The following is a 14,324-nucleotide window of genomic DNA, read 5'->3' as shown; positions in this document are numbered from 1 at the left end:
AGTAAATATTTAGCTAAGTTTGAGTTCAAATTTTAAAGTATATAATTTAGTTCAAAGTTATAATTTTAAACTTTGTCCCCAAGTTTTACGCTTGACCCAGCGTTATCGGAGAAAATATTTAAAAGTAAATGATTGAATCAACCCAAAAAGTTAGAGTTTAAGTCTGACTAGTGGTTTAAAAGTAGGAAGTAGGAAGAAGGGATTCTTGCTTGAAATGTCTGGATAGACTGGAAATAGGGGTGTTTTGTTATAGAAATAAGTCGTAAAATCGGTCGTTTAGATGTAGTTTTTTTGGGCGATAGATTGCTAGATAAATGATCTAAGGAATACAGGGGAAATCTTATAAAGCCTCTAATAGGTTGGTCTTAGGAAATATGGGGTAACAAAAAAGTCGCATTGTAAAATGCGACTTTGTCTTTTTGATAGAATGTTTAATCTAATGAAGTCCTACTAAATCTCCTTTTATGTTTTTAGATGGTAAGTCTGATTTACCCATTAAGTATATGTCCACCTGACGAGCAGCCTCTCTGCCTTCTGAGATTGCCCATACAATTAGTGATTGCCCTCTACGCATATCACCAGCGGTAAATATATTAGGAACATTGGTTTGGTATTTACCATAAACAGCCTTGTAGTTAGAACGACCATCTCTTTCTATGCCTAATTTATTTGCAAGTGTACTTTCAGGTCCTGTAAATCCAAGGGCTAATAGCGCTAAATCGCATGGCCAAGTTTTTTCCGTTCCTTCTATTTCAATTAATTTTGGACGCTGTCCGGGAACCATTTCCCATTCTACGTTAACGGTTTTAAGAGCGGTAAGTTTCCCGTCTTTATCGGTTATAAACTCTTTTGTATTTATTAGCCAATTACGTTCCACGCCTTCTTTATGAGAAGAAGACGTTTTTAGTTGTAAAGGCCAAAAAGGCCAAGGGGTTGTTGGAGAACGGTGTCCTGGAGGTTTCGGCATAATTTCAAAATTGACCACCGATTTTGCTCCGTGACGGTTTGAAGTTCCAATACAATCGGAGCCTGTATCTCCACCACCAATAACAATAACATTTTTATCAGTAGCCATTACTTGATCTTTAATTTCTTGACCAAAAACTACTTTTGTTTGTTGTGTTAAGAAATCCATTGCTTGTACAACACTATCTGCTTCTATTCCTAGAGTTGGTAGGCTTCTTCTTTCTGTAGAGCCACCACATAGAACAACTGCATCAAAATATTTTAATTCTTCTATGTCATAGTTGACACCAACATTTACGTTTACCTTAAAGGAAATACCTTCGGCTTCTAAAATAGCGACACGCCTATCGATGATTCCTTTTTCCATTTTAAAGTTTGGAATTCCATAGCGTAATAATCCACCAATAGCATCATCTCTTTCAAAAACAGTAACGGTATGGCCTGCTCTATTTAATTGTTGCGCTGTAGCTAAACCAGCAGGGCCGGAACCAACAACAGCAATTCTTTTTCCTGTTCTTGTTTTTGGAGGCTGTGGTTTAATCCATCCTTCTTTAAAAGCACGTTCTACAATGTTTTTTTCAATGTTTTCAATAGATACTGGATCTTCTATAATTCCTAAAACACATGCTTGTTCGCATGGAGCAGGGCATAGGCGACCTGTAAATTCAGGGAAATTGTTAGTAGAGTGTAGTATCCAAGAAGCTTTTTGCCATTCTCCTTGGTGAACCATGTGGTTGAAATCTGGTATTAAATTACCAAGAGGACAACCGCTATGACAAAATGGTATTCCGCAATCCATACAACGAGAGCCTTGTTCAGTGATGTTTTTATCACTCAAAGGAACTGTAAATTCATTATAATTTTCTACACGATCTTTTACAGGCGTGTATGTTTCATCTTTTCTTTCGAACTCTTTAAAACCTGTTACTTTTCCCATTGTCCTATGCTGTTGTTAATTCTTCAACCATTACTTCTCCTTTTGCCAAACGCTTTAATGCTTTCTTGTATTCAGTGGGCATTACTCGAACAAAGTGTTTCAAGCTATTACCCCAATTGGCTAATAACCTTTTTCCAAGTGTACTATCTGTGTGTAAAACATGTTTCTCAATCCATCCTTTTAAATCGATAGCGTCTTCAGCTAAAATATCCTCAAAATCGATTGTTTCGGTATTACATAAACCATTTACGAATTTATTTTCTGGATCATATACATAAGCAATACCTCCACTCATACCTGCGGCAAAGTTTCTGCCAGTATTTCCTAATACAATCACTTTTCCTCCTGTCATGTATTCACAACAGTGATCACCGACTCCTTCTACAACTGTTGTAGCTCCTGAGTTACGCACGGCAAATCTTTCTCCAGCAATACCATTGATGTATGCTTCACCTTCTACTGCACCAAATAAACATACATTACCTACGATAATATTGTTTTCCGCAATGAAATTTGCTTTTGTAGGTTTCTTGATAATCAGTTTAGCTCCAGATAATCCTTTTCCTAAATAATCATTAGTATTACCTTCTAAGTTAAACGTAATTCCATTTGCTCCAAAAGCTCCAAAACTTTGACCAGCCGATCCAGTGAAATTTAGGTTTAATGTGTTTTCTGGTAAACCAAGATGCCCATGTTTTTTAGAAATTTCATTACTTATAATTGCTCCAACCGTTCTATCAATATTTCCTATAGGATAATTTAGTGTAATTTTCTTCTTATCTTCTATAGCAGTTTTTGCATCTTTTAAAATGGTAAAATCTAGAACATTTTCTAAACAATGATCTTGTTTCTCAGAATTTTTAACAGACATCTCTCTGTAAGATTCTGGTCTGTATAATATAGAAGATAAATCTAACCCTTTGGCTTTGTAATGTGTTATAGCTTTATTGGCATTAATTTTATGTGTTTGACCAATCATTTCATCCATAGTACGGAATCCTAATTGTGCCATTATACTTCTTAATTCATTTGCTACATAGTAAAAGAAATTAATTACATGCTCTGGCGTGCCTTTAAAGTTTTTACGTAAATATTTGTCTTGGGTAGCAATACCAACCGGACAAGTATTTAAATGACATTTGCGCATCATAATACAACCAGAAGCTACTAAAGGAGCTGTGGCGAATCCGAATTCTTCGGCACCTAGTAAAGTTGCAATTGCAACATCACGACCAGTTTTTAATTGGCCATCACATTCCACAACAATACGAGAACGTAAATTGTTTAATACTAATGTTTGTTGCGCTTCTGCTAATCCAAGTTCCCAAGGAAGTCCTGCATGTTTTAAAGATGTTAAAGGAGAGGCTCCTGTTCCACCGTCATAACCAGCTATTAAAACAACATCTGCTTTGGCTTTTGAAACCCCTGCGGCAATGGTGCCTACACCAACTTCAGAAACTAATTTTACATTTATTCTTGCTTCGCGATTTGCGTTTTTTAAATCGTAGATTAATTGTGCTAAATCTTCAATAGAATAAATGTCATGGTGCGGTGGTGGAGAAATTAAGCCTACAAAAGGAGTAGAGTTTCTTGCTTCTGCAATCCAAGGTAGTACCTTTTCACCTGGTAATTGTCCACCTTCTCCTGGTTTAGCACCCTGAGCCATTTTTATTTGAATCTCTTTGGCGTTGGCTAAATAATGAGAAGTAACACCAAAACGACCGGATGCGACTTGTTTTATAGCAGAGTTACGGCTATCTCCATTTGCATCTGGAATAAAACGTTTTCTGTCTTCACCTCCTTCACCAGAATTAGATTTGCCTCCAATTCGGTTCATAGCAATTGCTAAATTTTCATGCGCTTCTCTAGAAATAGATCCGTAAGACATGGCACCCGTTTTAAAGCGTTTTACAATTTCGGTCCATGGTTCTACTTCATCTAATGGGATAGGGTCTAGATTGTCGAACTCAAATAAACCACGAATAGTCATTAGGTTTTCGGATTGTTCATTTACTGCTTTTGCATAAACGTTATAACTATCTTGATCATTTAATCGAACTGCCTGTTGTAGTTTAGCAACTGTAGTTGGGTTAAACATATGCCTTTCCCCATTACGTCTCCATCTGTAATCGCCGCCAATATTTAAACCTAATCGATTAGCTATATCTGTATTTGGATATGCATATTTGTAACGCTGGCTAATTTCTTTTTCAATTTCATATAAACCAATACCTTCAATTCTAGAAGCTGTGTATGGAAAATACTTTTCTACGAATTGAGAATTAAAACCAACAATCTCGAATATTTGAGAACCTCTGTAGGAGTGTAATGTAGAGATTCCTATTTTGTTCATTACTTTTAAAATACCCTTACCAATAGCTTTGTTGAAGTTGTCCACAGCTTTTTGCTCGTCCATGCCAGTAATGTAGCCTTCTTTAACTTGCATTCTGATAATCTCATTAACCATATATGGGTTAATTGCAGATGCTCCATAACCAAATAATGTTGCGAAATGATGTGGTTCACGAGGTTCTGCAGATTCGATAATAATATCGAAATAAGAACGCTTACGTAAACGGTTCATTTGATGGTTTACATACGAACAAGCTAATAAAGCAGGAATAGGGGCTAATTCTTTATTTACACCTCTATCCGACAGAATGATAATGTTTGTTTTTCTAAGTAAAGCTTTTTCTATTTGAACAATAATATCTTCAAGAGCATCTTCGAGTCCGTTAAGACCTTTGTCTTTTTGATAAAGGATTTCAATAGTTTCAGTTTTAAAACTTTCAACCGAAATGTTTCTAATTTTTTCTAAATCGGCATTGGAAATTACCGGATTTTGAATTTTTAATTTTCTACATTGTCTTTCAGTAATACTGAATATATTTCTGTCCTTACCTAAAGAAAGGCTTATGTCTGTTACAATTTCTTCCCGAATACCATCTAAAGGAGGGTTTGTGACCTGTGCAAATAATTGTTTAAAGTAATTTGAAATTAATTGAGGCCTATCTGATAAAACTGCTAAAGGTGTATCTATTCCCATAGAACCCAAGGCTTCTTTGCCAACTTGTGCCATTGGTGTAATAACTTCTTGAATGTCCTCAATAGTATAGTTAAACAAGCGTTGTCTTGTTTTTACATCAATAGTTTCAATAGGGCAAGTGGCACTTGTGTAGGGCAGGTCTTTTAAGTGCAATCTTGTTTTTTCTAACCATTTTTTATATGGTCTTTCTAATACAATTTTGTCTTTAATTTCTTCATCGTTAATTATACGTCCTTCATTCATGTCTACCAAGAACATTTTCCCTGGTTCTAAACGGCCATGACTTTCTATATCTTCAGGAGCAACTTCTACAACACCAATTTCGGAAGACATTATTAGTTTACCACTTTTAGTAACTGTATATCTAGAAGGTCTTAATCCATTACGATCTAAAAGAGCACCTATATAATCGCCATCTGTGAAAGGTACAGATGCTGGTCCATCCCAAGCTTCCATAATACAAGCATTATACTCGTAGAAAGCTTTTCTTTCCGCAGACATTGTTTTATGCTTTTCCCATGCTTCGGGAATCATCATCATCATTACCTCTGGTAATGATCTTCCGGTATGCGTTAATAGTTCAACTACCATATCCATAGAAGCAGAATCTGATTTTCCAGGTAGTATAATTGGAAATAATTTGTCTATTTGAGGGCCAAATACAGGGCTACTCATTATTTCTTCCCTAACACGCATTCTACTTACGTTACCACGCAAGGTATTAATTTCACCATTTTGGCACATAAAACGGAACGGCTGTGCTAATTCCCAAGAAGGCATAGTGTTCGTTGAAAAACGTTGGTGTACCAAAGCTAAACGAGTTACTAAATCTTTTTCTTGTAAATCTTTATAGTAAGGCCCAATATCTTCGGGCATTATAATACCCTTGTATATTAAGGTTGTGTTAGATAAACTTGATAAGTAAAAATAGTCGGCCTGCGACATTTTCGATTTTCTAATAGTATGCTCGGTAATTTTACGAGCGGCATATAACTTAGCTTTAAAGTCAGTTTCTGTTATTTTTTCTGTTTGACCAATAAAAATTTGTTCAATATTAGGTTCAGACGCTAATGCTATTTCTCCTAATTGTGTAGAATCTACAGGAACCTCTCTCCAGCCTAAAATAGAAAGCCCTTGGGCTTTTATTTTTTTTTCGAAAATGTCTTTAAAGTATGTGTATTGGTTTTTGTTTTTTGGTAAAAACACCATGCCTACTGCGTACTTTCTCTGTTCTGGAATATTAAAATCACAAATTCTTTTGAAATAATCGTGAGGAATATCAATTAATAATCCTGCTCCATCTCCTGTTTTTCCATCAGAACTAACGCCGCCGCGATGTGCTAGTTTAACTAATATCTCTAAAGCATCATGAATTATTTGGTTGTCTTTCTCTCCTTTAAGGTTGCAAATAAAACCCGCTCCACAGTTTTCGTGCTCAAATTCTGGTAGGTAAAGCCCTTGTTTTTTCAACGTCATAGATTATGGTATTTCTTCAAAAATATCAATTTATTTAAATTTTTCGCAGCAATAATTACTTATTGATAAAAAAAAATACAATGATTATAATAAAACCTTAAAAAATATGTAAATAGAGATATTTGTAAGGTTAAAATTATCATAATGATAAAAGTAACGCTTTGAAGGTGGTTGTGATAGGTTTTTTGGGGGTAATGTTTAGGATTAAGTATTTTGTAACAAATAACCCTAGTAGTATTAAGGAGGTAACAGAAATAAAGTTAAAATAAAACAAAATCTACCCTAAAAAGCAAAGGGTAGAGGTGTTGTGTGTAAAAAATAATTGGATTAATCTTTTAATATACTTCTTGATATAACTATTTTTTGTATTTCAGAAGTGCCTTCATAAATCTGAGTAATTTTAGCATCTCTCATTAATCGTTCTACATGGTAATCTTTTACAAACCCGTTTCCACCATGTATTTGTACAGCCTCAACAGCAGTGTCCATAGCTACTTGTGATGCATATAGTTTTGCCATTGCGCCAGATAGGTCATAGTTGTGTCCGTTGTCTTTATCCCAAGCTGCTTTATATACTAAATGTCTCGCTGCTTCTATTTGAGTATGCATATCTGCGAGTTTAAAAGCTATTGCTTGGTGATTAGAAATTTCTGTTCCAAATGCCTTACGTTGTTTAGCGTATTTTTTAGCTAGTTCATAAGCTCCTGCAGCAATACCTAAAGCCTGTGAGGCAATACCTATTCTGCCGCCGGATAAAGTTTTCATTGCGAATTTAAAGCCAAATCCGTCTTCACCAATTCTATTCTGTTTGGGAACTTTTACATCGTTGAACATTAAAGAATGGGTGTCGCTACCACGAATTCCTAGTTTATTTTCTTTTGGGCCAATCTCAAAACCTTCTGTTCCTTTTTCTACTATTATTGCATTTATGCCTTTATGGCCTTTGTCTTTGTCTGTTTGGGCAATAACAATATATACGCTTGCGGTGCTACCATTGGTAATCCAATTTTTGGTGCCGTTTATAATGTAATGATCTCCTTTGTCTATTGCTGTTGTTTTTTGAGAAGTGGCATCGCTGCCAGCTTCTGGTTCAGATAAACAGAAGGCTCCAATTATTTCTCCAGTTGCTAATTTGGTAAGGTATTTTTCTTTTTGTTCTTCGGTTCCGTATGCTTCAATACCATAACAAACTAGAGAGTTGTTTACAGAAACTACAACAGAAGAAGAGGCGTCTACTTTAGATAATTCCTCCATTACAATTGCATAAGAAATGGTGTCTAAACCACTGCCTCCAAATTTTGGATTTACCATCATTCCTAGAAAACCAAGTTCTCCCATTTTTTTAACTTGCTTTGTGGGGAAACTTTGGGCGTCATCTCTTTCTATTACTTCAGGAAGTAATTCGTTTTGCGCAAAATCTCTTGCGGCATGCTGTATTAGCTTTTGCTCTTCTGTTAAGGTAAAGTCCATATAATTGAAATTATGATAAAATATAGGTGCTAATATAAGTTTATAATGCGATATTCGTATAATTGACTAGAATAAAATTTTGTATAAACAGAGGCTATAGTATATATTTGCTCTCCTATGTATTACTAGAATTGATATTTAATAAATTAATATGACACAGCAGTAACCCCATTTTTGGGGAAACACATTTTATTTTTTTCGGAGATTACTTAGAAAACAAATAGCATATATTAATTTATTACAATCAATTCTTATGAAAGAATTACTGCATATATACGAGAATAAACAACCAGAAATAGTTTTTAATTGGAAAGACCCGGAAACTGAGGCCGAAGGATGGACCGTAATTAACTCTTTAAGAGGTGGTGCTGCTGGTGGAGGAACAAGAATGCGAAAAGGTTTAGATGTAAACGAAGTTTTGTCCTTGGCGAAAACCATGGAAGTGAAGTTTACAGTATCGGGGCCTGCAATTGGCGGCGCTAAGTCTGGAATTAATTTTGACCCTAGTGATCCAAGAAAAAAAGGAGTTTTAGAGCGTTGGTATAGAGCGGTTGCTCCACTGTTAAAAAGTTATTATGGTACTGGAGGAGATTTAAACGTAGATGAAATTCATGAAGTAATTCCTATTACGGAGGATGCAGGAGTATGGCATCCGCAAGAAGGAGTTTTTAATGGTCATTTTAAACCTACAGAAGCAGATAAGATAAATAGAATTGGTCAGCTTAGATTGGGGGTTATAAAGGCAATAGAAAATACCAAATATTCTCCTGAGGTCTCTAGAAAATATACAGTTGCAGATATGATTACTGGTTATGGCGTTGCGGAGGCTGTGAAACATTATTACACTATTTATGGAGGTAATGTAAAGGGGAAAAGAGCGGTTATTCAGGGATTTGGAAATGTAGGTAGTGCCGCAGCTTATTATTTAGCTCTAATGGGGGCTAGAATAGTCGGTATTATAGATCGCGATGGTGGTGTTATTAAGGAAGATGGTTTTTCTTTTGATGAGATTAAAGCCCTCTTTTTGAATAAAAAGGGGAATACTTTAGTGGCTTCAAGGGAAGATTTTGTTCCCTTTGCTGAAATTAATGAACGTATTTGGACATTGGCTACGGAAATTTTTGTTCCATGTGCCGCATCTAGATTAATTACCAAAGAGCAAATATCAAAAATGATAGATACTGGCTTAGAGGTTATATCTTGTGGCGCTAATGTGCCTTTTGCCGATAAAGAGATATTCTTTGGCTCTATAATGGAATATACCGATGGGAAAGTAAGTTTGATACCCGATTTTATTTCTAACTGCGGAATGGCAAGAGTTTTTGCTTATTTTATGGAAAAAAGAGTAGGGATAGATGATGAGTTGATTTTTTCAGATACCTCCAATACTATTAAGGAAGCTATATTAAACATATACAAACAGAATCCTTCTAAACTTAATATTAGTAAAACTGGTTTTGAAATTGCACTGAAGCAATTGGTCTAAAATTAGGTCTTGAGTAAATTAAATAAAAAGAGGCGTTCATTTAATGAGCGTCTCTTTTTTATATTGGGTATTTTCAATAGTGTAATATATAAGGCTTAAGTAAAGTGTTTTTATTTGTTGCAGATTATCTTCTTTTCTAGTTTTATTAATTTTGTTATGATTTTGTGTGGTTTGAAGTAAAAAGTTTGCAAATTTATTTTATTCATATTTCTACAGCTTCTTGTGTGGATAAAAAGCCAATTTTGAATATCTTTAGCAAAAATTCTTCAAAGTTTAGTATAAACAATTATTTAGGATTTAGAAATTACACTGAAACAACTAATTTAATTTAAACCTACCCAGAATGGAAACCATTATTATTATTGTTTTTTTGGCGGGATATTTAGCCATTACCTTAGAACATAATCTTAAAATTGACAAATTAATACCTGCATTGGCTATGATGGCTATATTGTGGGCTATTATTGCACTTACGCATATGCCTGTTTTCGAGGTAAATGCAGAACTGAGAGAATTAGAGCCTACTCATATTGATGAAATTTTACTCCATCATTTAGGGAAGACTGCGGAAATCTTGGTGTTCTTGCTAGGGGCAATGACAATAGTAGAGATTATAGATTATTTTGATGGTTTTGCTACTATTAAAGGGTATATACGAACAAGAAGTAAACGTAAGTTGTTATGGCTATTTTCTATTCTGGCATTTGTTTTATCGGCTATAATTGATAATTTAACTGCTACTATTGTTTTAATAACTATTCTTCAAAAAGTGATAAAGGATAGAGATACAAGACTTTGGTTTGCTGGTATGATAATAATAACAGCAAATGCAGGAGGGGCTTGGTCTCCTATTGGGGATGTTACTACTACTATGTTGTGGATAGCGGATAAGGTATCTGCGCTTCAGTTAGTAAAACATGTATTGTTGCCGTCTATAGTTTGTATGGTCGTTCCTGTTATAGTAGCGAGTAGATTTAAAGCTTTTCAAGGGAATATAGATAGTGAGCTAGGTAGTTTGGAGGAGCCTAAATCTAAGTTTGGTTCTACAATGTTGTATTTAGGATTGGGAGCAATAGTTTTTGTCCCTTTCTTTAAAACAATTACGCATTTACCTCCTTATGTAGGGATGATGCTTTCTCTTGCTGTAGTAGCAACATTTGCAGAAATATATAGTAATTCTAAATTTAGTATATCTAATGTAGAAGGAGAAGGCGATGATACAGCGGGTCATCATAGCCCAGTGCATCATTCTTTATCTAAAATAGAGCTACCAAGTATATTATTTTTCTTAGGAATATTACTTGCGGTGGCGGCTTTGGAGTCTTTAGGGATGCTATTTCACTACGCTGAGAGTCTAAATTCTGCAATTCCTAATACAGATATCGTAGTAATGTTATTTGGTGTTGGTTCTGCAGTTATTGATAATGTGCCTTTAGTTGCTGCAAGTATGGGGATGTTCTCAGAAGGAATGGATAATCCATTATGGCATTTTATTGCTTATTCTGCCGGAACAGGTGGTAGTATGCTAATTATTGGTTCTGCCGCTGGCGTTGTTGCTATGGGAATGGAAAAAATAGATTTCTTCTGGTATTTTAAGAAAATAGCTTGGTTGGCACTCATTGGTTTTCTTTCTGGAGCTGTCGTATTTATTTTATTACGCGATTTTGTATTCCACGGATAATTTAAAAGCTAAAATACCGTTATAAAGGCAAATTCAATAAGAGAAATTATATGTTACTGTTTCAAGATTTGGCACAAGATGCTGCTACCGGAGAGGTAATCTCCGAAGAAAAAACATTGTCTGTAATAGACCTAATTTTTAATGGTGGAACAGGTAGTGTAATTATCATTTCTGTACTATTTATTATGCTAGCTGTTGCTTTATATATTTATTTTGAGCGATTACTAGCAGTAAATGCGGCTTCTAAAATTGATAAAAATTTCATGAATCAAATTCGGGACTATGTAACGAATGGAAAGTTAGAAGCTGCTAAGTTATTATGTGCGCAGACAGATTCGCCTGTAGCCAGGTTAACAGAGAAAGGTGTATCTAGAATAGGGAAACCTTTGGATGATATAAATACAGCTATTGAAAATGCGGGGACTTTAGAGGTATATAAGTTAGAAAAAAATGTCAGTATTTTGGCAACTGTGGCAGGAGCAGCACCAATGATTGGTTTCCTTGGAACCGTAATTGGTATGATTTTGGCATTCCATGAAATGGCAAGTAGCGGGGGGCAAGCAGAAATGGGATCCTTGGCTTCTGGAATATACACGGCAATGACAACAACAGTAGCAGGTTTAATCGTAGGTATTATAGCATATATAGGATATAATCATTTAGTCAATAGAACGGATAAGGTGGTTCATAAAATGGAAGCTAATGCTGTAGAGTTCTTAGATTTATTAAATGAACCTCTATAGAATTGTTATATGAAACTAAAAGGAAGAAATAAAGTAAGTCCAGACTTTAGTATGTCTTCAATGACAGATATAGTTTTTTTGTTATTGATATTTTTTATGCTTACAGCAAACTCTCCAAATGCGTTAGATTTGTTATTGCCTAAGGCGAAAGGAAAATCTACTAATACACAAAATGTATCTGTTAGTATAGATAAGAATTTACAGTACTACGTTAATGACGAGAGAATTAACGGAGAATATATTGAAATTGAATTAAAAAAGGCACTAGAAGGACAAGAGAAACCCACTATTATTCTTAGAGCAGAAGAAAGTGTTGCTATTAAAGAAGCAGTAAACGTTATGGATATTGCCAATAGGAATAGTTATAAGGTTATTTTGGCAGTGCGACCAAATTAATGGCATTTTTAGACACTAAACACAAGAAAAACTCTTTCACTATTACCACGCTTTTATTGAGTGTGCTACTCCTTGTATTGTTTTATATTGGACTTACCTATATGGATCCTCCAGAAGAAAATGGTATTTCTGTAAATTTTGGTACTACAAGTTTTGGAAGCGGTAAAGTGCAACCTAAAGAAAAGATTAAGTCAGAACCTTTAGATACTCCTCCTGAAGAGACTATGCAAGAAGAGGTTGAAGAACAAATACAAGAACAAGTTTCAGAGCAAGAGGTTGTAAAAGAGGCTCCTGCTGAAAAAGTACTTACACAAGAGAGTGAAGAATCTATTAAAATAAAACAACAGCAAGAAGCGAAAAAAAAGGCAGATAATGCGGCTAAAAAAGCAAAAGCTGAGGCTGCACGCGTGGCTAAGGAGAAACACGATGCTCAAGAAAAAATAAAAAAAGAAAAGGCAGCAAAAAAAGCAAAGTTAGATGCTATGATGGGCGGTTTAAATAAATCAGACGGAACAGCATCTGGTAGTGAGGGAGACGATAATAGAGCAGGGGATAAAGGGGAATCAGAAGGAAATCCTTATGCTACTAGCTATTATGGTCCTGGTTCTGGTAGCGGTACTGGTGGTTATGGGTTAAATGGAAGATCTTTGGTGAATAAAGGGAAAGTTGCACAAGAGTGTAATGAAGCTGGTCGAGTAGTAGTAAAGATAATTGTAGATAGAAACGGAAAAGTAATAAGTGCTATGCCTGGAGTACAAGGAACAACAAACAATAATCCATGTCTATTAGAACCTGCTAAAAGAACGGCTTTTAAGCATAAATGGAACTTAGATTCTAATGCTCCAAGTCAGCAAGTAGGTTTTGTTGTTGTCAATTTTAAATTAGGAGAGTGACCTACCCAGAGACTTTAGATTGGATGTTTGGACAACTTCCAATGTATCAACAAAAAGGAAAATCGGCCTTTAATGGAAAGCTAGATAATATAAAAAAGCTAGTGCTACATTTACAGAACCCACATAAGAAATTTAAAAGTATACACGTAGGTGGAACTAATGGAAAAGGTTCTAGCAGTCACATGCTTGCGTCTATTCTGCAAGAAGCAGGATATAAGGTTGGTTTGTATACATCACCACATCTAAAGGATTTTAGAGAGCGCATTCGGATTAATGGAGTACCAGTATCCGAGTCATTTGTGGTTGATTTTGTAAAAGAGAATAAAGCTTTTTTTGAGGCCAATGGCCTATCTTTTTTTGAAATGACTGTGGGAATGGCATTTGGTTATTTTGCCAATGAAAAAGTGGATATTGCTATAATTGAGGTGGGTCTGGGAGGTAGATTAGATTCTACAAATATTATTATACCAGAAGCTACTTTGATAACTAATATTGGTTTAGATCATACCGATTTATTAGGAGATACTTTACTTAGAATCGCTGTCGAGAAAGCAGGGATTATAAAGAAAAATGTTCCTGTTGTTATAAGTGAGCACCAAGAAGTGGTTGCGGATATATTTAATAAGGTTGCAGCGAATAAAAATGCAAAATTATGTTATGCTAGTACAGTTATAACAAAAGACTATAAAACCGCTTTACTGGGAGAATATCAAATAAAGAATATTAAAGGAGTAGTTGCCTTGATAAAAACTTTGGAAAATTTTAAAGTTTCAGAAGCGGATATAAGGGCAGGCTTAAAAAATGTGGTGAACAACACTGGTCTTTTAGGGAGATGGCAAGTTTTGGATCGTAACCCTATCGTTGTTTGCGATACGGCGCATAATAAAGAAGGGTTGTCTTTGGTGCTTAATCAGATAAAAAAGCAATCTTTTACAGATTTACATATTGTTTTAGGTTTTGTAAAAGATAAAAATTTAGAATCTGTTTTGCCTTTTTTCCCTAGAACGGCAAAATATTATTTTTGTAAGCCAAATATTTTTAGAGGATTAGATGCACAGAATTTAAAGAAAAAAGCAAGTGATTTTGGGTTAAACGGAAATGTATTTAACTCAGTTTCAGAAGCTTTAATTGCAGCGAAAGAAAATGCAAAGGAATCCGATTTTATTTTTGTTGGAGGCAGTAATTTTGTGGTCGCAGAAATAGTTTAAAAATTTTCTTTTTTTCTTTTGG

At 35.0% G+C, this 14,324-nt stretch carries 9 protein-coding genes; 6 read left to right on the top strand and 3 right to left on the bottom strand.

What is annotated here, in order from left to right:
* Positions 1–436 precede the first annotated feature (436 nt).
* From QZZ51_RS05745 to QZZ51_RS05735, 3 genes are all read right to left on the bottom strand, one after another.
* Positions 437–1,903 (bottom strand): glutamate synthase subunit beta, encoded by a 1,467-nt coding sequence (locus QZZ51_RS05745; protein WP_291867172.1) that lies wholly within the window; start codon positions 1,901–1,903, stop codon positions 437–439.
* A 4-nt stretch (positions 1,904–1,907) separates the two neighbouring features.
* A complete protein-coding gene (gene gltB / locus QZZ51_RS05740; RefSeq protein WP_291867169.1) occupies positions 1,908–6,425 on the bottom strand; it encodes a glutamate synthase large subunit in 4,518 nt (1,505 codons plus the stop codon).
* A 327-nt stretch (positions 6,426–6,752) separates the two neighbouring features.
* On the bottom strand, positions 6,753–7,895 hold the full coding sequence (locus QZZ51_RS05735; RefSeq protein WP_291867167.1) for an acyl-CoA dehydrogenase family protein: 1,143 nt from the start codon (positions 7,893–7,895) through the stop codon (positions 6,753–6,755).
* Positions 7,896–8,148: 253 nt separating this feature from the next.
* Between QZZ51_RS05735 and QZZ51_RS05730 the strand changes: the two genes are divergently transcribed.
* The 6 genes from QZZ51_RS05730 (at position 8,149) to QZZ51_RS05705 (ending at position 14,302) form a co-directional block, all read left to right on the top strand.
* Entirely contained in the window at positions 8,149–9,381 is a 1,233-nt protein-coding gene (locus QZZ51_RS05730) for a Glu/Leu/Phe/Val dehydrogenase dimerization domain-containing protein (RefSeq protein WP_291867164.1), read from the top strand.
* Between the two features lie 343 nt (positions 9,382–9,724).
* On the top strand, positions 9,725–11,062 hold the full coding sequence (gene nhaD / locus QZZ51_RS05725; protein WP_291867161.1) for a sodium:proton antiporter NhaD: 1,338 nt from the start codon (positions 9,725–9,727) through the stop codon (positions 11,060–11,062).
* Positions 11,063–11,112: 50 nt separating this feature from the next.
* Positions 11,113–11,805, top strand: a complete 693-nt coding sequence (locus QZZ51_RS05720) for a MotA/TolQ/ExbB proton channel family protein (RefSeq protein ID WP_291867158.1) — start codon at positions 11,113–11,115, stop codon at positions 11,803–11,805.
* A gap of 9 nt (positions 11,806–11,814) precedes the next feature.
* Entirely contained in the window at positions 11,815–12,201 is a 387-nt protein-coding gene (locus QZZ51_RS05715; protein WP_291867155.1) for a biopolymer transporter ExbD, read from the top strand.
* Positions 12,201–13,094 carry an energy transducer TonB gene (locus QZZ51_RS05710; protein WP_291867153.1) on the top strand — a complete coding sequence of 298 codons (894 nt, stop codon included), beginning with the start codon at positions 12,201–12,203 and terminating at the stop codon, positions 13,092–13,094. The genes QZZ51_RS05715 and QZZ51_RS05710 overlap by 1 nt, the downstream gene beginning before the upstream one ends.
* A complete protein-coding gene (locus QZZ51_RS05705; RefSeq protein WP_291867150.1) occupies positions 13,091–14,302 on the top strand; it encodes a folylpolyglutamate synthase/dihydrofolate synthase family protein in 1,212 nt (403 codons plus the stop codon). Before QZZ51_RS05710 ends, QZZ51_RS05705 begins: the two co-directional genes overlap by 4 nt.
* Positions 14,303–14,324: the final 22 nt, after the last annotated feature.

The sequence above is a fragment of the Maribacter sp. genome (assembly GCF_016744255.1).
Lineage (GTDB): Bacteria > Bacteroidota > Bacteroidia > Flavobacteriales > Flavobacteriaceae > Maribacter_B.
This window is presented reverse-complemented; position numbering and strand designations above follow the sequence as displayed.